The organism is Natronobacterium gregoryi SP2, from assembly GCF_000230715.2.
Lineage (GTDB): Archaea > Halobacteriota > Halobacteria > Halobacteriales > Natrialbaceae > Natronobacterium > Natronobacterium gregoryi.
The window spans coordinates 1929580-1947159 of sequence record NC_019792.1; the positions used below are offsets into that span (position 1 = coordinate 1929580).

Sequence of the window (17580 nt, forward strand, 5' to 3'; positions counted from 1 at the left end):
TGGGACGCCGAGTCCTGTGACGCCGTGACCGCCCTCAAACCCCTGTTTCGATCGATTTTCGTTTCGGGAGAGCAAAACTCGGAGACATCGACGGAGCGTTTCTTCCGACGTGTCGTCCGCTGTGCGTTGAGCAAAGTCCCATACTGACTCCTGGTGGCCAGTGACGGTACAGCCACACAACCACGCGGCGGGTCGCGGTCGCGCCGGAACTGACTGCCAGCAAACCGTATCAGAACGTGGCGGCGGTCACACCAGCCCGACGTCTCGTTCGCTCGACTGTGTCGTTGTCGGCTTCGAAATCCGACCGGGACCCAAAGGCACATTTATCGTGGGACTCGTATCCGGGAACGTCAGGATGTCTCGAAGCCCGTCTATTCCCGACCGACCTCATCGCGATATCGATCCGGATCTCCCCGACGACGAGCGGCTGGAGGCGCTCAGGAGTCATTTCGAAGATCTCGTGACCGTCAACGAGCAACTCTCGAGCCAACTCGACGAGGCCGAGGAACGCCGAGGCCACCTGCGAGAGAAGGTCGACCGCGTCGAACGGGAAAACGAGACGCTCAAGAGTTCCTCGCTGTATATCGCGACCGTCGAGGACGTGATGGACGACGACGGCGAGGCCGTCGTCAAACAGCACGGGAACAACCAAGAAGTGCTCACTGAACTCTCACCGCGCGTCGCCGAGCGCGTCGAGGCCGGTGACCGCGTCGCTGTCAACGACTCGTTTGCGATCCAGACGGTACTGGAAGCCGAGACCGATGCCCGCGCCCAGTCGATGGAGATCACCGAACGGCCGGCGATCGGCTACGAAGACATCGGCGGCATCGACGAACAGGTCCGTGAGGTACGCGAGGCGGTCGAACAGCCACTCGCCGAGCCCGAACGCTTCGAGGAAGTCGGTATCGATCCCCCGAGCGGCGTCTTGCTGTATGGCCCGCCGGGCACCGGGAAGACGATGCTCGCGAAAGCCGTTGCGAACGAGACCGACGCAACCTTCATCAAGATGGCTGGCTCGGAACTCGTCCGCAAGTTCATCGGTGAGGGATCGCGGCTCGTCCGTGACCTCTTCGAAATGGCTCGCGAACGCGAGCCCGCCATCATCTTTATCGACGAAATCGACGCTATCGCGACCACCCGCTCGGAGTCGAAAACCTCGGGCGATGCCGAGGTCCAGCGTACGATGATGCAACTCCTCAGCGAGATGGACGGGTTCGAGGCACGCGGCGAGATTCGAATCATCGCCGCGACCAACCGCTTCGACATGCTCGATCGCGCTATTCTGCGGCCCGGCCGGTTCGATCGCCTCATCGAGGTTCCCGAACCCGATCGCGGCGGCCGCGAACAGATCCTCGAGATTCACACTCGCGACATGAACGTCTCCGACGAGGTCGACTTTGCGGAACTCGCCGACGAAACCGACGGCTACTCCGGTGCCGACATCGAGAGTCTCGCCACCGAAGCCGGAATGTTCGCAATTCGAAACGAACGCGACGAGATCCACCACGGCGACTTCGTCGAAGCAGTGGAGAAACTCGAGGAAGACGACTCGAGCGATGTCGTCTCTTCTGCCGGCTACTTCTACCAGTAGCGAACGGTTGCACTGTCGGTCAGTTCGCTCACGAAGCTAGTTGCTGGCCGTTTTGTGCTGTCTTCTGACTTGCTCCTGATGGGCCAAGCTGGGTCTGCGTTCGCCCCAGCCGTCGGCAGCGCGACTTTGCGGATCGCTTTCCGGTAGTGGCGTCGCACGCAACGGTAGTTTCCGATCTGCCCGTGTGATCTGACGTCTCGTGGGGTACGTGTGATCGCGTCTCGAGTTGTCTGTGAATCGAAACTCCTTACGCCGTTGGCCCCCGAGATCGACCATGAGCACGATTCGAATCGTCTGGGGGTCCGCGTCGGCTCCGACTGCGATGTCGTCCTACGATGGCGCGCTCGCGGATGCGGGCATCGAGAACTACAACATCGTCTCCGTCTCGTCGGTGATTCCTGCCGACGCCGACGTCGAGGCTGTCGGCACGGCACCGGATCTTGGCCCGGCCGGCGAACGGCTGACCGTCGTCGAGGCGAGAGCGACGACGGCAGGTCCGGGCAGTGTCAGTGCCGCTCTCGCATGGTCGCAATCCAGTCCCGACGACGCCGAATCAGAACGGGGCCCCGGACTCTTCTACGAGGCTGCCGGAGAGATCGCTCCCGAAGACGTCGAGCAACGGGTTCGTGACGGGATCGCTTCTGGCCAGGAGCTACGCGACTGGGAGTTTGACGAAACGCAGGTTGCGGTCGAGAACGGCAGTGCAGACGCTGGCAGCTACACGACCGCGATCGTCGTCGCAGTCTACGGCGATAGCGATCCGCTGCTGTGAGCCCGCACACACCTCTCGAGGCCAACCCTTTTGACCCGTCGGCACTTTGTTAGCGTACGAATTTCTCATGAACGGAAACACGCCGTACGCAGGGCTCCCGGGAGAGACGGCCGCTGGCAAGCGCGCCTCGGTAGACGTTCCTGACCTCTCGAGTACGCAAAGACGGCTGCTCCATCGTGACGTGACCCGGATCGCATCGCGGACGCGCGAGTACCTCCCAAGCGAGTACGTCGTCGACGCGGACGTCTCGACCGGCGTCGGCGGCCCACAGGTGACCGTCGCCGTCCGCCCACCGATCGGTCACACGGTCAGTGCCGGCTTCGCTCCCGACCTCGATGACGTCTCCGAGGAAGCGATCACGGCCGACGAACGCGACGAGGTTGCCCGTGGCCTGGCCGCAAGCGCGGCGCTGCAGGTTAAACAGGCCATCGGCGACAACGTGACGCCGACCGCGAAGTAGGTCGGGATCGATAGCTGAGACGACGCTTCCGGCCTTTCTTTCCACCTGATTAAAAATACCGTATTTTCCGCCCGCAACCCGTGGTATGGGCATCTAGTGTCTCCGCGTCGTCTGCTCTCTGCTAGTACTCCGCCAAGCGTCGACTGCTGCGTGAACCCAGACGACCGCATTCGGTTTCACTCATCCGTTCAGGCTTGCCAAAGCACTAGTACCGTCCCAACCGTCGTCTTCGGTCTCACCGCCAACTGGACACCGACTTCGAAGACGATCAGCCCAGAAACCGCGTTCGCCGACATCGTGATCGATAGCGATCTGACTACCATCCAGCGGGAAACGCTCGAGGACGGGCACACGACGGCGGCTCCACCCTTCGTGAACGAAAAGCAGTTCGTCGAACACGACGGACGATACTACACTGTCAGGCGTCAGGGAACGACGTGGACGACCGTACCGGCTTGGTCTGTCGCTCTCGCGCCGTGAGCGTACTGGGAGTGCGACTCGGCGTGCTCGAGCCGGTGAGATACAGCTTGTCCGACGACGAGACCAGATAGACCGCGCTACTCAGTACAGGAGCTGTTCGATCTGGTGGCTCCGACGTTCGAGATCGACCGCCGGCTCGAGATCGGGATCGCGCTCGAGTCGATCGATCGCGAGCAACGGATCGGCACCTGCGCGTTCGACGTCGCACAGGAGCGACTCGATCGCGGCACGGTTTGTCACGAGCGACTCGGCGAGGTCGAGCGCGAGCAAGAGCGGAACCGCTTTCTCGGCGGCACCGGGAACCGCATCACTGAGCAGGTCGAACTCGGAGTCCGCCGCGTCAGCGTCGGCGTCGGCGTCGGCGTCGGTAACCGGCTCGACGGTCAGACAGCGGGTACAGCAACTCGCGACTGCTGTGTTCGACGCGAGGTACTCTCGATGCCGATTGGGCACGGCAAACTCGATCGTCGGTGAGCCACACTCTGAGCACGGCATCCTGTCGTAACTGTTTGTAGATCGCTCCCACAGCGATCGGGTACGGACTGTCTTTCAGCGGGGACTAGTTCCCGCCAGCGACGCCACCCGCAGCTGGCTGTTCGATCTGCTCCGCTTCGTCGTCCGCGTTTTCCTCTCTGGCCGCTTTCTCTTCTTGCTCTTTTTTCTCCTTGATCTTCTTTAGACGGAACGTCTCCTCGCGCTCCTGTTCCTCGAGTTTCTGCTCGATGTACTCCTGGTTTCCCTTGAGTTCGGGCAGCAGTTTGAACTCGAGGGCGTTGACGCGGCGTTTCGTCGTCTCGATCTCTCGGAGCATCTTCTTCATCGCAGTCTCGACCTCGGCAGCGAGGATGATGCTCTCGAGGAGGTCTTCGTAGGCTTCTGCGGTCTCGTCGATGCGGGCGGTGGTACCCATGATACCGTACCCGCGCTCGTCCAGGCTCTTGGAAACCCGGGTGGATTCGATCTGTGGGACGACGACACCCATGATGTTTTTCGACTCGGTAGTGATCTCGGGGTGTTCGTGGAGTGCAGCGGCGGCTCCCCGGACCGCGACGTCGCCCTCCATGGCGCGTGCCATGTTGATCTTCGTCTGGGCTTCCTCGTAGTCGTCCGCGAGGTCGCCACGAACGTCCTGGGCCTTGTCCAGGATGTCCATGAACTCCATGATCAGCCCGTCCCGTTTCTTCTCGAGGGTGCTGTGCCCACGCTCGGAGAGTTCGATGCGGTCTTCGATCTCCATCAGGTTCTTGCGGGTGGGCTTTACGTCCTTGGCCATCTTGTCGGGGGATAGCGCTCCCAGTCGGATAACTGTTTACAGTTTTACTGACGGCCCTGTCTGCGAGGATCGAGGGCAGTGGAGACGACTTCTCTAGTGGCGGCCCAAGCCTGAACTGATGGGTCGAATCTGGCGGTGTGGCCCGATTCGACCCATCAGTCGACGGTTGGGACGGTACTAGAGGACTGCAACTGCTGTGTGATGTACCGGTGTCTCGCTTTGGGTCGCGGGTGGGCCAGAACTGATTGACAGTACACCGTTCGACAGCAATACAGTTCGGGGTCGTCACGACTCCCACAGCCGCCGACGACGAACCGCCCGTCGGCTGTACGGCGTAGCCAGAAATCAGTGGTCGGTGCCCGGACCGATCAGTCGGCCTGGGCAGTCTCGGTTTCGCCGTCGTCGCCTTCCGTGACGGCTCCGTCTTCGCGGTAGTGTTCGTCGATGAGCTCTTCGTCGACGCGGTTGAGTGCCTCTGCGGGGAGCATCGAGAGCAGGTCCCAGCCGAGCTCGAGTGTCTCCTCGATCGAGCGGTTAGTGTCGTATCCCTGCTGGACGAACTCTTCCTCGAAGCGATCGGCGAAATCGAGGAACTTGTTGTCTCGTTCGGAGAGTGCTTCGCGACCGACGATATTCACGAGGTCACGAAGGTCTTCACCCTCCGCGTAGGCGGCGTACATCTGGTCGGAGACGTCGCCGTGGTCCTCACGGGTCAGGCCCTCGCCGATACCGTCGTCCATCAGCCGCGACAGGCTGGGCAGGACGTTGATCGGCGGCTCGATCCCCTGACTGTTTAGGTTCCGGTCCATCATGATCTGGCCTTCGGTAATGTAGCCAGTGAGGTCCGGGATCGGGTGGGTGTCGTCGTCGCCGGGCATCGTCAGGATCGGAATCTGGGTGACCGATCCTTCTTTACCCTCGATTCGGCCGGCCCGCTCGTAGAGCTGTGCCAGGTCGGTGTACATGTATCCTGGATACCCACGCCGACCGGGGACCTCTTCACGTGCAGCACCGATCTGCCGGAGTGCCTCACAGTAGTTGGTCATGTCCGTGAGGATGACCAGCACGTGATAGTCTTTCTCGAAGGCGAGATACTCCGCAGTCGTGAGCGCGAGTCGCGGCGTGACCTGCCGTTCGACTGCCGGGTCGTCTGCGAGGTTCATGAAGACGACCGACCGCTCGAGTGCGCCGGTGCGCTCGAAGTCGTCCATGAACTCGTTTGCCTCTTCCTGCGTGATACCCATCGCGCCGAAGATAACTGCGAACTCCGAGCCATCACCATCGCCGTCGCCGTCTTCTTCTTCTTCGGGAACGGTCGCCTGGCGAGCGATCTGGAGTGCGAGTTCGTTGTGGGGGAGCCCAGAGCCGGAGAAGATCGGCAGCTTCTGGCCCCGGACCAGCGTATTCATGCCGTCGATGGCGGAGACGCCAGTCTGGATGAACTCTTCTGGATATTCACGCGAGAAGGGATTGATCGCCTCGCCGACGATATCGCGTCGCTCCTCGGGAATGATCTCCGGTCCGTCGTCGATCGGGTTCCCGGACCCGTCGAGTACCCGTCCGAGCAGGTCCTCGGTGACGGGCATCTTCATCGTCTCACCCAGGAAGCGAACGGAGGCGTTACGGTCGATGCCGCCCGTTCCCTCGAACACCTGGATCGAGACGATCTCTTCGCTCGATTCTAGTACCTGTCCGCGTAGGGTCTCACCCTGCTGTGTCTCGATCTCGACGATCTCGTCGTACCCGACGGGTTCGTCGATCTCGGCGAACACCAGCGGACCGCTGATTTCCGTGATAGTCTGGTACTCTTTCATCGTTAGTACAGCGCTCGCAGTTGTTCTTCGAGATCGTTCTCGATGTCCCCGATGAACTCCTCCCAGTTCTCGGCGGTGCCCATCCGGTTGAGCCGCGGTACAGCGTCGACGTCCTGAATCTCCTCGACCGGAACACCAGCCTCGAGTGCGTCGAAGGCCTCCTCGTTGAACGTCTTGATGGCCTCGAGCATCCGATAGGTCTTCGCTGGCTCACAGTAGGTGTCGACGTCGTGCAAGGCGTTCTGCTGGAGCCAGGCCTCACGCAGGTAGCGAGCGACCTCCAGCGTGAGCTGTTGGTCTTCCGGCAGTGCGTCCTTGCCGACGAGCTGGACGATCTCTTGCAGTTCGTCTTCCTCGTCGAGCACGTCGACGGCCCACTGGCGAACCTCGGGCCAGTCGTCCTCGACGTTTGCCTCCCACCACGGGTCGAGCTGGTCTTTGTACAGCGAGTAGGACTCGTTCCAGTTGATCGCGGGGAAGTGCCGACGTTCCGCGAGGTCGGCGTCCAGCGCCCAGAACGTCTTGACGATACGCAGCGTGTTCTGGGTGACCGGCTCGGAGAAGTCCCCGCCTGGCGGCGAGACTGCCCCGACGACCGAAATCGTTCCTTCGTCGCCGTTGATCAGTTCGAACCGACCGGCGCGTTCGTAGAACTCGGAGAGGCGCGCGGCGAGATAGGCGGGATACCCCTCCTCACCGGGCATCTCCTCGAGTCGGCTCGAGATTTCACGCATGGCCTCTGCCCACCGGGAGGTGGAGTCGGCCATCAGCGCGACGTCGTAGCCCATGTCGCGGTAGTACTCGGCGATCGTAATGCCCGTGTAGATACAGGACTCACGGGCTGCGACGGGCATGTTCGACGTGTTGGCGATGAGGCAGGTCCGGGCCATCAGCGGGTTCCCGGTCTGTGGGTCCGGCAGTTCCGGGAAGTCCTCGATGACCTCGGTCATCTCGTTGCCACGCTCGCCACAGCCGATGTAGACGACGATGTCCGCGTCGGACCACTTCGCGAGCTGTTGCTGGGTGACGGTCTTTCCGGACCCGAACGGACCCGGGATGGCGGCCGTCCCACCCTTCGCAAGTGGGAAGAGGCCGTCCTGAATGCGCTGCCCCGTCACGAGCGGCTCGGTTGGCGTCTCCTTGTTGCCGGCGGGACGGGCCTGTCGGACCGGCCACTCCTGGTGCATCTGAATCTCCTCGCCGGAGGAGAGTTCGGCGACGGTCTCCTCGACGGTGAACTCGCCACTCTCGATTGCAGTCACTTCGCCGCCCTCGTAGTCCGGCGGCACCATGACCTTGTGGTCGATAGTAACCGTCTCGGGAACGACCCCGACGACATCGCCGGCTTCGACCTCGTCACCTTCCTCGACTTCGGGCTCGAACTCCCACTCTTTCTCGAGGTCGATACCGGGCGCGTCGACGCCACGGTCGAGAAACGCCGTCCCCATCTTGTCCTCGAGGACGTCCAGCGGACGCTGGACGCCGTCGTAGATGGAGTCGAGCATACCGGGTCCGAGATCGACCGAGAGGGGCTCGCCCGTGTTCTCGACTGGTTCACCCGGGCCGACGCCGGACGTCTCCTCGTACACCTGAATTGTGGTCAGGTTTCCTTCGATCTCGATGACCTCGCCCATCAGTCCTTCGTCGCCGACGTAGACGACGTCGTTCATCCGGGCGTCGAGGTCCGCAGCGGTCACGACCGGACCGCTCACGCTTTCGATTACACCGTCTTCGTCGACGGTCTGGGTGTCTTCTGCCTGGCTCATAGTTTAGCTGTTTTCGTCCTCTTCCATCAGGTCGATACCGATCGCGCGTTTGATCTGGTCGCGCAGTCCGCCGCCACCGGCGCCGCCCCCGATGGTGACGACGACCGGCTCGACGCTCGTCTCGACGTTCTGCCGAACGCTCCGCGAGAGATACTCGAGGTCGTCGTCGTGCATGACGAGGATGCCGACGTTCTCGTCCGTAAGAAGGCCCGTCACCGCCTCGTCTAGCTCGCTCTCCTTTTGATCGTCCGGAACGTTCTCGAACTGTCGAACGCCCGCGAGGCGAAAGCCCGTCGTGAACTCCTGACTGCCGACCACTGCTATCTCCTGGCTCATAGAATCACCAGTTCCTCTTCGATCTCGTTTTCGTCGAACCCGACTTCACGACCCCGTGCGATCGCGCGGATGTTCTCGACCTCGCGTTCCTTCGCGAGGATGTACGACAACACGCCCGAAACCGACACCGGATAGATACTCGAGAGCGTATCCGCGTACTCGAGCAACGCAGCATCTAGTGCGTGCTCGAACTGGATAAGGCTATCAGCATCGCGTAGCCGGTTGAGGGCTCCCGAAAGTCGGTTGCCGTAGCGTTTGTTCTCGGCGATGTGATCGATGAGGTCGTCGTAGTCGGTGACCAGACGGTTTAGCTCCGACTTCTCGAACAGGACACCGCCCTCGATGTAGTAGGTCGCAGGATCGAGGTCGGTTCCAGTGCGAGCGAGCCGCAAGGCGTTGCTGGCGTTCCGGAAGTCGATTTCGGCTTGTAGGAACTCGACGTACTTCGCTTCTGGCCCCTCACTGGGTCGCCCGAGGTCCGCGAGCAAGTTCTCGTAGAACTCGCGGTCGAGCGCGTTCTCGAGCGGGACGAGGATGTCGCTCTCTTCGAACTCTTCGTATCCCTCACGGAGTGGCTCGTAGTAGATCGTGCCATCGAGAAGTTCGATCGCATCCTCGATCTCGTCGGCCTCGAGCAGTCGATCGATCGTCGCGTCGTCGAGCTCGCCGGCCCGAACGAGGTCCGTTCGGATGTCTTCTGCGGGCGCATCGGTGTAGATCCCGCGGATGATCGTCTTGAGATTCCAGACATCGAACTTCCGGAGGTACCGACCGATGAGGTCCGCGACACGGCCTTCCGACCACTCGAGCAGGTCCCGGAAGTGCTTCGCGAGGTTGCGGTTCAGGGCGTACTCGATCAGGTCGACGCCAGAGAACCGCGTCCCGAGTTCGTTGATCTCGCGTTCGTACTCCGACTCTTCCATGAACCGCGCGATACCGCTTGGCCCCATTCGGATCAGTTTGCGGTAGTCTTCGTCCGCAAACAGCGCCGCTCGTCGTGCTCGAACGCGAGCGTTGACGTACTCCGTGTTGGAGGAACCTAGGCTCATTGGTCGAAGAGTCGGTTACTGATCTCCCGGAGGTTGTCTTCCCAGACATCCTCGAGCACCGAGTCGAACGTGTTGTTGACTCGGATGCGAGAACCCTCGCTCTCGACGACGACGCCGCCGAGGCAATCGTACTCGCCGGCGTACTCGTAGTCGTCGTCCTCTGCGAGGATCGACTCGATCAGCTCCTGGTCGTCCCCGCGACCGTAGACGCTGACGTCGTCACCGGCTTCGAACTCTTCGCTTGCGGCCTCGAGGAGAGCGCGAGTGAGTTCCTCGCGGTCGTCTCCTTCGAGGGCGGCGAGTTCGGACTCGGCCTGCTCGTAGACGTCCTCGAGAACGTCGCGTCGGGCCTCCAGGCGTTTCTGTTTCGCCTCCAGTTTCGCACTGGAGAGTCGCTGTTCGCGCAACTGCTCGATCTCGCGTTCGACTTCCCGCTCGGCCGTTGCCTCGATCTCTTCGGCGTCGGCGTCGGCTTCCGAAACGATTTCGTCGGCACGAGCCTCGGCCTCGCTACGGATTTCCTCCGCACGCGCGTTAGCCTCTTCTCGAATGTCTTCGACGACTGTTTCCAAACTCATTGGTGAGAGAAGGGGTGGCTCTTAGACGATGAAGACGACGACCAGAGCCAGGATCACGAGCGTCTCAGGCAGGACGGTCAGGATCAGGCCTGGAACGAACAGGTCGTCGTCCTCGGCGATTGCGCCGATCGCGGCTGCGCCGATACCGCGTTCCGCGTAGCCGGCTGCAAGAGCAGCCAAGCCGACGGCAAGTGCGGCCATGGCCGATGGCTCGAGGAAGACTTCTTCGTTGATTTCTCCGTTCTGCAGTACGACATCCGCCAGTTCCGCGAGTGCAAGTTCCATTGTTGTTAATCCTCACTGTAGTTGCGATCGTCTCCGAACGGTTGGTAGTTCTTTCCACCGCCTTCATAAAACTTCCCAAAGAACTCGACATACTCGAGACGGATTCCCTGTAATCCGGCACTTGTGATACCGAGTAGCAAGACCAGGATGTGTCCGACGATGAATACGAGTATGCCGACGGCAAACTCGGCTGGTCCCATGTGGAACAGACCGGGGAACATCTCGGTCGAGCCTTCGGGAATCGTGTTCCAGGGGGCGGCGAACGGTCGATACCCATCGGGGGTCTGGTAGGCCCCGAATGTGAGTAGATTGACAGTAAACGCCATCCCACCTTTCGCGAGTAAGACGGCGGTCATCCGGGCGTACGAGACGCCGTGTGCGAACGGCATCGCGAACTCGGCGAGTTCGACGGGGTCACCGAGATACAGCAACACGAAGCCGGCAAGCACCATCAGTAGTGGGAGCGTGACGTCGAAGCCGGCAAGCGCTCCGCCGATTACGGGAATCACTTCGGCTGCAGCCGGAACGGTAAAGACATCCAGCAACGGGAGGCCACTGAAGCCGAGTGCGAACGGCTGGCCGTCGAACGTCGTGTAGATGAAGTCCGGCTTGACGCCTGCCGCCTGCGGCGTGAACACCCAGATCCAGAGCCCGTTGAGTACCAGGAGCCACGAGCCGCTGTGAGTGATCGCCCCCCACAGGCCGTGACCGTGCAGGATGTTCTCGGCGAAGTCGAGAATCCAGCCGATGTTCAGGTGAAGCACACCCAGCGCGATTGCGACGATCAGCCAGGCGTTGACGAACTCCGCAGTCGCCGGCGTGAGGCCTTTGTCGCCCATCGGCGCACCGCCGTCACCGAAGATCATGTACCCGAGCTCGTGGGTACCGAGGACCTCCCCGAACAGGAGCCCGAAGAATATCGTGAAGGCACCACACCACATCGCGACACCACCGAGACTCGTGATTCCGGGGCTCTCGAAGCTCTGGTACATGTAGTAGCCGACCAACACGTACAACACTCCGTACCCGACGTCACTGATCATGAACCCGAAGAAAAACGGGAATGTCAGGAACAGAAGAACCGTCGGATCGAGTTCGTTGTACTTCGGCAGGTTGACTGCCTTGACCAGTGTCTCGAACGACTTGGCACCTTTCGGATTGTCCTGAATCGTCGGCGGCCGGTCGTCCATCGTGACGACCGATCCCCCGTCCGCGACGGCCTTTTGCTGTTCTTGCTCGTCGTCGGCTTCAGGACCCGGCTCTTCGTCGTCGCCTTTCGTTGCCTGAGTCCCCTGTGCAACGTCTTCGGTGTGTGTGCCACCGTGGCGGTCGTAACTCGCCTGCTCGAGTTCTTCGATTTCGACGCTGTCGCCGACGGCGTCGTCTAATGTGTCGACGAGTCGCTCGTACTCCTCGGTCGGGAGCCACCCCTCCGCAACGAACGCTCGCTCGGTCGTCGCAAACTGGAGCGGTGCCTCGGCGCGCTGGACATCGATGGTCAGTTCCTCTTCGATGCGAAGTATGAACGCGCCGTTCTCGTGTTTGATCTCCTCGAATTCGGCGTCGATCCGGTCGAGTTCTCTCTCGAGTTCGTGTCGCTGTTCTTCGAGGGCAGCGACGTGATCCGATGGTGGCTCCTCGGTCTCGGGAATCTCGTGGCGCGTAAACTCGACGCCGACCAGTGCGTCGCCGATCGGATCGTCAGCCACGCCAACGTCTTCGGCAGGTGCGGCCACGATGGCAACGACGTCACCACCGGTGAACGTCTCGAACGCACGGACCTCGTCTGCCGCCTCGAGTGCGTCCTCGATTTCGTCAGTCGGTCCCTCGCCGACGCGGACGTCGACCGAGTCGTACCCCGACAGCAGACCGAGGTCGATCCCGAGCGCAGCGAAGGGACCGATGCGGTCGATCCGTTCGTCGACTTGTCGGAGTTCTTCCTGGATCTCGCTTTGCTGGTCGTCGAGGTCGTTGATCTGCGTACGGATCTCGTCGAGACGCTCTCTCCAGTCTTCTTGGATCGGTTCCGAACCCGACCGTGATCCCGACTGCTCGTCGTCCAGATTTGGCACTGGCGCAGCTATCTGTACCGCCTGCTTGCGCCAGTCCGAGTCTAGGTCTTCCTCCGATAGGTCGAGCGTGTTCTTGAGCGCCCGAACCGTCACCAGCTTCTCGGAGGCATCCTCGGCTCCTTCGATCGGGCTCCCGTTGTCGAACCCATCCCAGGAACCGTCGTAGTCCGAGAGATGGACCAGATTCAATCCGTGGATCGTCTCGATGACCGTGGGCATGACGCCCTTCGATCCGGTCACCGAAACCTTGCTCATCTTCTCAGGTCTGAGCATGGACGTCCTCCTGGAACAGGGAGACGACGTGGTCAGTCACTTCGTCGATCCGGTCCTGTGACTGCTCGACCAACTCCTCGCGTTTTGTTTCGCCTTCTTCGAGGACCCGCTCACACTCCGCGTCGATTTCTTCACGCGCCTCCTCGAGTCGGCGCTCTTTGAGTTCCTGTGCCTCTTGTCGTGCACGTGTGCGAATCTCCTCGGCACGTTCCCGGGCCTCGGCTATTCGCTCGCCGCGTTCCTCCTCCGCTTGTGCGACGATCTCGTCGGCTTCTCGTTCCGCCGACTTGATTCGTTCGAGAACCTGTGGCCTCGGCATACTCTAAGCAATCGAAGGTTTGATAGAGCGCGTATATGGTAGTTGCGAAAGCGTCCGAACCGTCCGGCCGATTCGTAGCCGGTATCGATCGATTACTCCACTCCGTTCGTGCGGATTGCTGTCCTGCTGTTCTGGCACAGCCATGCCCTCTCCGCGGTCGTACCGGACCGAACTTGTCGCCAACACAGGTGCCGTTCCTCGAGACGTGGTGGTCGGAAACGAATCATCGTCGTACTCGGTCTGGTGAGCGAAAGCTGGAACAGTAGACATATCCCGGTTCGACCGAAAGCTCCGATCGATGGGAGTTCTCGAGAACAAAGCCCGGGCCCGGCTGTTCTACAAGTACCTCTCGAAGGTGTACGACCAGATAAATCCCTTCATCTGGAACGAGGAGATGCGCACCGAGGCCCTCGAACTGCTCGATCTCGAGGAAGAGATGACCGTCCTCGACGTCGGCTGTGGTACCGGATTCGCGACCGAAGGACTGCTCGAGCACGTCGACGAGGTGTACGCCCTGGACCAGAGTGAACACCAGCTCGGACAGGCATACGACAAGTTCGGCAAGCGTGCACCCCCAGTCCACTTCCACCGGGGCGACGCCGAACGGCTTCCGTTCGCGACGGAGACGTTCGACGTCGTCTGGTCGTCGGGATCGATCGAGTACTGGCCAAACCCGATCCTCGCACTACGAGAGTTCCATCGCGTCCTGAAACCCGGTGGACAGGTACTAGTCGTCGGTCCGAACTACCCGGATAACTTCCTCGCACAGCGACTTGCCGACTCGATAATGTTGTTTTACGACGAGTACGAGGCCGACGAGATGTTCAAGACCGCTGGCTTCGAGGACGTGAAACACGCCCTCATGGGCCCGTCTTACGATCCCGACGTCGCGATCACGACGATTGCCCGCGCACCCGAGTAGCTACGCCGTCGTCTCGAGTTCCGCGACTGGCTGGCCGTCGACTGCGAGACTGACCGTCACCGAGACGCCCGACTCGAACGACGGGTCGTTGCTGTCGGCGACGGTGACCGACGCACGCTCGCCGGTCTGCCAGTACGGATCGGACGCGACGTTGAACGGCCCCGTCGGCGCGCCGTCGAATCCCTCTGTGCCGGCGAACGGAATTCGGGGTTGGTCTGCTAGATCGGTCCCGTCGACTGCGATCGTCAGCGACAGTTCGCGAACGTCGATCGGATCGCCGGCGATGTGATCGAGTGCAATCTCGGATCGATCGGCGTTCACGACGAGATCGAACGCCGCGTTCGGGGCCGGCGACTCGAGCGACGGCGACGTTACGCCGACGGCGACGACCGTCGCGAGACAGACGACGATTGCGATCAACGCGAGAACGCCGACCAGCGGGCTGACACCTCGCTTTCCGCTGCGACACTCGAGTCGGACACCTGCCGGTCCAGGCACGCACCGCTGTTGTCACGGACTACTACATAAACAACGGGGTGCAGGAAGAGACAGTACGCGACGTTCTCCCGTCCGGTTCACTGTCAGTCACTGTCGGGACGACCGCGCCTCGAGGCGGGTACACCGAGAGGACGATACAGCAATCCGTCTCAGGTCGACGTTACCGTCGCGTTGACGCTATCCATTCTCGTCTCCGCGGTCACTTCGTACTCACCTGCCGGTGGGACGAACCACAGCGTTTCGTCTTCGAGATTCGTGTCACCCATCTCGATGCTGTCGTCGCCTTCTGACTCGACATCGACGATCGAGACGGTCGCCGGTATCGGGTCGCCGGTCTCGTCGTCTGTCACCGTCACTCCGACGGGGCCGTTCGCCGGCGTCTGATTGATCGACAGCGCCAGGCCGTCGTTCGTCACGGTCGCTTCTCTCTCGACGGGAAGTGAGTCGATCGACAGGTCCTGTGCTTCGCGGTAGACGTCACCCGTTCCCCCGTCGAGATGTATCTTGAGATTGCCCTGAGCGTGGTTGTACTCGATCCAGTGGAAGCTACGTATCTCACCGTGGAACTGTCCGAACGGCGTGCTGTCGGCTGCTGCCCACGGATACAACTCGCCCGCACGGTCGATCGACTCGAGTCCTTCGAACTGATCGGGCTGGGACCGATCACGGTTGTCGAACCTGGCGGTCTCGAGGAGATAGATGTCGTCTTCGATCGTCGCGAGGCTAAAACCGTTCTCGGTCGTTTGGATCACGTACTCGTACTGCTCGTCGGCACCTGCCGACTCCCTGGCGATGTCGATTCCCGTCCGGAGTTGCGTCTGGAACGCACTGAGCGCGTTCCGATCAGCCCGTAGCTCTGCGCTCGAGAGCGAGTAGCCGGGGATTCGTTCTGCACGCGACTCGAGTTGGTTGAGCGTCGTCTCTAACTCGTTGGCCTCGTGGTAGTTTCGCAACAACGTCTGGGTCAACTCGTCGGTGGTCTGTTCGCCGTTGGCGTGAGTACGGACGACCTCACGTTCGCGTTCCTCGAGGTCGTCGATTCGTTCTTGGAGTCGTTCGTGGGCGGCTTCGGCCATCGTTATCTGCTCGGAGACGTTCGCCTGATCGAACTCGTGTTCCGAGAGCATGTACACTTCGTGATCGATGCGGAGGGCGTCGTCGCCGCTTGCGAGCGTGGTCCCGAGATCCGATCCGTACGACGTGTACTCGGCTGTGGCGTCATCGGAGAGTGGAAGCCGATTCGTGGTGTTTACTGCAACGACGGGCTCGGAGTGTTGGGCGGCGCTCGGCTGAACGTTCTCGACTGTTTGGCCCTGGCTACCGCTGCCGGGATCGGCCGCGACGAGAGTCATCGCGGGCAGCGAACAGACGAGAAGCACGGCGAAGAAAACGGGGGTGCCAGCCTTCATCGAACCACCGTACGTACTCCTGATATAAAAGCCGGTCGCCACAAGGTAATCACCCACTATCCGTTCTGAGCCGGTCTCGAGCGGCAGGAAAGCCCGTATTATCTTCTATAGAAAGTGTTTTTTCCCCCGGGAAACCACCGGTTGATACGCATGCGGTTATCCACCGCCGTTACGTTTGCCCTCATAGCCCTCCTCGCAACGTCTACTCTGGGGGCGGTGGCCGCTGTGCCGTCAGCGCACGTCTCCGCGTCCGAGATGGAGCCAGCGACGACGGCACCCTCCCAGTCCTCGCTAGAAACGGCCGTCGATCCACACTCAGTGCCCTCCATCGATAGCGCGGGTGTCCACCCGACCCTCTCCGACAATAGGACCTCGCTTGCACCCGCCGACCCCGCACAGGTGATCCGAATCCAGGTCGAAGACGACGGCGACGCCCACTGGTCGATCGAGAGCAGGTTCCTGTTGATCGACCAGGCGGACAACGAGACCTTCGACTCGTGGGCCGAAACGGTTGTCACCGGCCAGCGATCGGTCGGCTACGACAGCCAGTCGTTCGCGACCGAACTCGAGGCCGCCCAGGACGCGACCGGCCGCGAGATGGCGATCGTCGACGCCGGCTGGGACGCGCCACGAACCGAACCGCTGAACCCGGAAACCGACGCGTTCCCCGACAGCGTCGATCCCGAGAACGAAACCGTAGCAGTCGCCGTCGTCTCCTACTCGTTCACCTGGGAGAACTTCGCCACGGCCGAAGACGAACGCGTCTACTTCGGTGACGCGTTCGAGTCACCGGACGGCACGTGGTTTCCTACGCTGTCCTCGGACCAGCGGCTCGTGATCGAGTCACCGGAGAACTACGCTCTCGAGACGCCGACACACCTCGTCTGGGACGGCCCACACCACTTCGAGCAGGGTGAACTCGAAATCGTCTTCGTCAGCGGACCGGTCGGGCCGTCAGGCTTCGACTGGTATCTCGCGGGTGCGCTGGCCGTTCTGACGCTCGTCGTCCTCGTCTATGCCGGCTATCGGCTGTCTCTCGCGGTCTTCGACGACGAGTCCGACACCGATACTTCCGCCGTCGCCGACGACCTCTCGAGATCGAAAGCGACCGAGTCGACAGCGTCGTCGGCCGACAGTTCCGGGGTCGAACTACAACACGACGACGAAGACGACGTCGATCCGGAGCTACTGAGCGACGAAGAACGCGTCCATAGGCTACTCAAGCAAAACGGCGGCCGGATGAAGCAGGCTTCGATCGTGACGGAAACCGGCTGGTCGAACGCGAAGGTCTCGCAACTGCTCTCGAAGATGGACGAGGACGGAGAAATAGAAAAGCTCCGGATCGGTCGAGAGAACCTCATCACGTTGCCGGACGTAGATCCCGTGCAGACGGACTGACCCAGGCCGACCGTCGAAGCGATCGGCCGAGTGATAGTCTTCTAAGGCGGGCCACGCTGTGCCGCTGATACGGGTTGCTGTCAGTCCGTCCTGGCGCAACCGCGAGCACTCCTTCGGTCGGGCCGGGATATCGACACAGCATCCGTCTGAGTCGACACCGGTCGTGTCGGCCGGTTCAACACAACAGTCGACGCTCGGAACGGTACCAGAGACAAGACAGCGTCTGCAAGTTCGGTCGTGGGTGGCTCACACCAGCGCCGTCTGCTCGACCACCCGCCACGTACA

The 17580-nt window shown here is 61.6% G+C and carries 17 protein-coding genes; 5 read left to right on the forward strand and 12 right to left on the reverse strand.

The window, feature by feature from the left end; all coding sequences use genetic code 11:
- Positions 1 to 355: 355 nt before the first annotated feature.
- The 3 genes from pan2 to NATGR_RS09610 all read left to right on the forward strand — a co-directional run bounded on the left by pan2 (position 356) and on the right by NATGR_RS09610 (position 2823).
- Positions 356 to 1591: a proteasome-activating nucleotidase Pan2 gene (gene pan2 / locus NATGR_RS09600; RefSeq protein WP_015233519.1), complete on the forward strand. Its 1236-nt coding sequence runs from the start codon at positions 356 to 358 to the stop codon at positions 1589 to 1591.
- Positions 1592 to 1865: 274 nt separating this feature from the next.
- Positions 1866 to 2363: a pyruvoyl-dependent arginine decarboxylase gene (locus tag NATGR_RS09605; RefSeq protein ID WP_005577699.1), complete on the forward strand. Its 498-nt coding sequence runs from the start codon at positions 1866 to 1868 to the stop codon at positions 2361 to 2363.
- Between the two features lie 67 nt (positions 2364 to 2430).
- On the forward strand, positions 2431 to 2823 hold the full coding sequence (locus NATGR_RS09610) for a DUF5811 family protein (protein ID WP_005577698.1): 393 nt from the start codon (positions 2431 to 2433) through the stop codon (positions 2821 to 2823).
- Between the two features lie 561 nt (positions 2824 to 3384).
- On the opposite strand, the gene NATGR_RS09620 is transcribed toward NATGR_RS09610, so the two are convergent.
- The 10 genes from NATGR_RS09620 to ahaH form a co-directional block, all read right to left on the reverse strand.
- On the reverse strand, positions 3385 to 3798 hold the full coding sequence (locus tag NATGR_RS09620; RefSeq protein ID WP_005577688.1) for a DUF6276 family protein: 414 nt from the start codon (positions 3796 to 3798) through the stop codon (positions 3385 to 3387).
- Positions 3799 to 3862: 64 nt separating this feature from the next.
- Positions 3863 to 4576, reverse strand: coding sequence for a V-type ATP synthase subunit D (locus tag NATGR_RS09625; protein ID WP_015233520.1), 714 nt, complete (start codon positions 4574 to 4576; stop codon positions 3863 to 3865).
- A 368-nt stretch (positions 4577 to 4944) separates the two neighbouring features.
- Positions 4945 to 6390, reverse strand: a complete 1446-nt coding sequence (locus NATGR_RS09630) for an ATP synthase subunit B (RefSeq protein WP_005577684.1) — start codon at positions 6388 to 6390, stop codon at positions 4945 to 4947.
- Between the two features lie 2 nt (positions 6391 to 6392).
- Positions 6393 to 8156, reverse strand: a complete 1764-nt coding sequence (locus tag NATGR_RS09635; protein WP_005577682.1) for an ATP synthase subunit A — start codon at positions 8154 to 8156, stop codon at positions 6393 to 6395.
- Between the two features lie 3 nt (positions 8157 to 8159).
- The gene (locus NATGR_RS09640; RefSeq protein WP_005577681.1) at positions 8160 to 8492 is read right to left on the reverse strand and encodes a V-type ATP synthase subunit F; all 333 of its coding nucleotides are present in this window, start codon (positions 8490 to 8492) and stop codon (positions 8160 to 8162) included.
- Positions 8489 to 9541 carry a V-type ATP synthase subunit C gene (locus NATGR_RS09645; protein WP_005577679.1) on the reverse strand — a complete coding sequence of 351 codons (1053 nt, stop codon included), beginning with the start codon at positions 9539 to 9541 and terminating at the stop codon, positions 8489 to 8491. Before NATGR_RS09645 ends, NATGR_RS09640 begins: the two co-directional genes overlap by 4 nt.
- Complete coding sequence (locus NATGR_RS09650; protein ID WP_005577677.1) at positions 9538 to 10119, reverse strand: V-type ATP synthase subunit E; 582 nt, start codon at positions 10117 to 10119, stop codon at positions 9538 to 9540. The genes NATGR_RS09645 and NATGR_RS09650 overlap by 4 nt, the downstream gene beginning before the upstream one ends.
- Positions 10120 to 10140: 21 nt before the next feature.
- Positions 10141 to 10404, reverse strand: coding sequence for a hypothetical protein (locus NATGR_RS09655; protein WP_005577675.1), 264 nt, complete (start codon positions 10402 to 10404; stop codon positions 10141 to 10143).
- Positions 10405 to 10409: 5 nt separating this feature from the next.
- Complete coding sequence (locus NATGR_RS09660) at positions 10410 to 12731, reverse strand: V-type ATP synthase subunit I (RefSeq protein ID WP_172636014.1); 2322 nt, start codon at positions 12729 to 12731, stop codon at positions 10410 to 10412.
- A 4-nt stretch (positions 12732 to 12735) separates the two neighbouring features.
- On the reverse strand, positions 12736 to 13068 hold the full coding sequence (gene ahaH, locus NATGR_RS09665) for an ATP synthase archaeal subunit H (RefSeq protein ID WP_005577671.1): 333 nt from the start codon (positions 13066 to 13068) through the stop codon (positions 12736 to 12738).
- A 298-nt stretch (positions 13069 to 13366) separates the two neighbouring features.
- On the opposite strand from ahaH, the gene NATGR_RS09670 reads away from it, so the two are divergent.
- Positions 13367 to 13990, forward strand: coding sequence for a methyltransferase domain-containing protein (locus NATGR_RS09670; protein ID WP_005577669.1), 624 nt, complete (start codon positions 13367 to 13369; stop codon positions 13988 to 13990).
- On the opposite strand, the gene NATGR_RS09675 is transcribed toward NATGR_RS09670, so the two are convergent.
- Positions 13991 to 14488 (reverse strand): type IV pilin, encoded by a 498-nt coding sequence (locus NATGR_RS09675; protein ID WP_005577668.1) that lies wholly within the window; start codon positions 14486 to 14488, stop codon positions 13991 to 13993.
- 149 nt (positions 14489 to 14637) lie between these two features.
- On the reverse strand, positions 14638 to 15897 hold the full coding sequence (locus NATGR_RS09680; RefSeq protein ID WP_005577665.1) for a DUF7096 domain-containing protein: 1260 nt from the start codon (positions 15895 to 15897) through the stop codon (positions 14638 to 14640).
- 150 nt (positions 15898 to 16047) lie between these two features.
- On the opposite strand from NATGR_RS09680, the gene NATGR_RS09685 reads away from it, so the two are divergent.
- Entirely contained in the window at positions 16048 to 17295 is a 1248-nt protein-coding gene (locus tag NATGR_RS09685) for a helix-turn-helix transcriptional regulator (protein WP_015233522.1), read from the forward strand.
- Positions 17296 to 17580: the final 285 nt, after the last annotated feature.

What these genes read in the sequence shown, in the direction of transcription:
- NATGR_RS09610 (WP_005577698.1), top strand. Translation starts at nt 2,431, where the DNA reads ATGAACGGAAACACGCCGTACGCAGGGCTCCCGGGAGAGACGGCCGCT.
- NATGR_RS09620 (WP_005577688.1), bottom strand. Translation starts at nt 3,798, where the DNA reads ATGCCGTGCTCAGAGTGTGGCTCACCGACGATCGAGTTTGCCGTGCCC.
- NATGR_RS09605 (WP_005577699.1), top strand. Translation starts at nt 1,866, where the DNA reads ATGAGCACGATTCGAATCGTCTGGGGGTCCGCGTCGGCTCCGACTGCG.
- NATGR_RS09635 (WP_005577682.1), bottom strand. Translation starts at nt 8,156, where the DNA reads ATGAGCCAGGCAGAAGACACCCAGACCGTCGACGAAGACGGTGTAATC.
- NATGR_RS09640 (WP_005577681.1), bottom strand. Translation starts at nt 8,492, where the DNA reads ATGAGCCAGGAGATAGCAGTGGTCGGCAGTCAGGAGTTCACGACGGGC.
- NATGR_RS09630 (WP_005577684.1), bottom strand. Translation starts at nt 6,390, where the DNA reads ATGAAAGAGTACCAGACTATCACGGAAATCAGCGGTCCGCTGGTGTTC.
- NATGR_RS09625 (WP_015233520.1), bottom strand. Translation starts at nt 4,576, where the DNA reads ATGGCCAAGGACGTAAAGCCCACCCGCAAGAACCTGATGGAGATCGAA.
- NATGR_RS09685 (WP_015233522.1), top strand. Translation starts at nt 16,048, where the DNA reads ATGCGGTTATCCACCGCCGTTACGTTTGCCCTCATAGCCCTCCTCGCA.
- NATGR_RS09650 (WP_005577677.1), bottom strand. Translation starts at nt 10,119, where the DNA reads ATGAGTTTGGAAACAGTCGTCGAAGACATTCGAGAAGAGGCTAACGCG.
- NATGR_RS09660 (WP_172636014.1), bottom strand. Translation starts at nt 12,731, where the DNA reads ATGAGCAAGGTTTCGGTGACCGGATCGAAGGGCGTCATGCCCACGGTC.
- NATGR_RS09670 (WP_005577669.1), top strand. Translation starts at nt 13,367, where the DNA reads ATGGGAGTTCTCGAGAACAAAGCCCGGGCCCGGCTGTTCTACAAGTAC.
- ahaH (WP_005577671.1), bottom strand. Translation starts at nt 13,068, where the DNA reads ATGCCGAGGCCACAGGTTCTCGAACGAATCAAGTCGGCGGAACGAGAA.
- pan2 (WP_015233519.1), top strand. Translation starts at nt 356, where the DNA reads ATGTCTCGAAGCCCGTCTATTCCCGACCGACCTCATCGCGATATCGAT.
- NATGR_RS09645 (WP_005577679.1), bottom strand. Translation starts at nt 9,541, where the DNA reads ATGAGCCTAGGTTCCTCCAACACGGAGTACGTCAACGCTCGCGTTCGA.
- NATGR_RS09655 (WP_005577675.1), bottom strand. Translation starts at nt 10,404, where the DNA reads ATGGAACTTGCACTCGCGGAACTGGCGGATGTCGTACTGCAGAACGGA.
- NATGR_RS09680 (WP_005577665.1), bottom strand. Translation starts at nt 15,897, where the DNA reads ATGAAGGCTGGCACCCCCGTTTTCTTCGCCGTGCTTCTCGTCTGTTCG.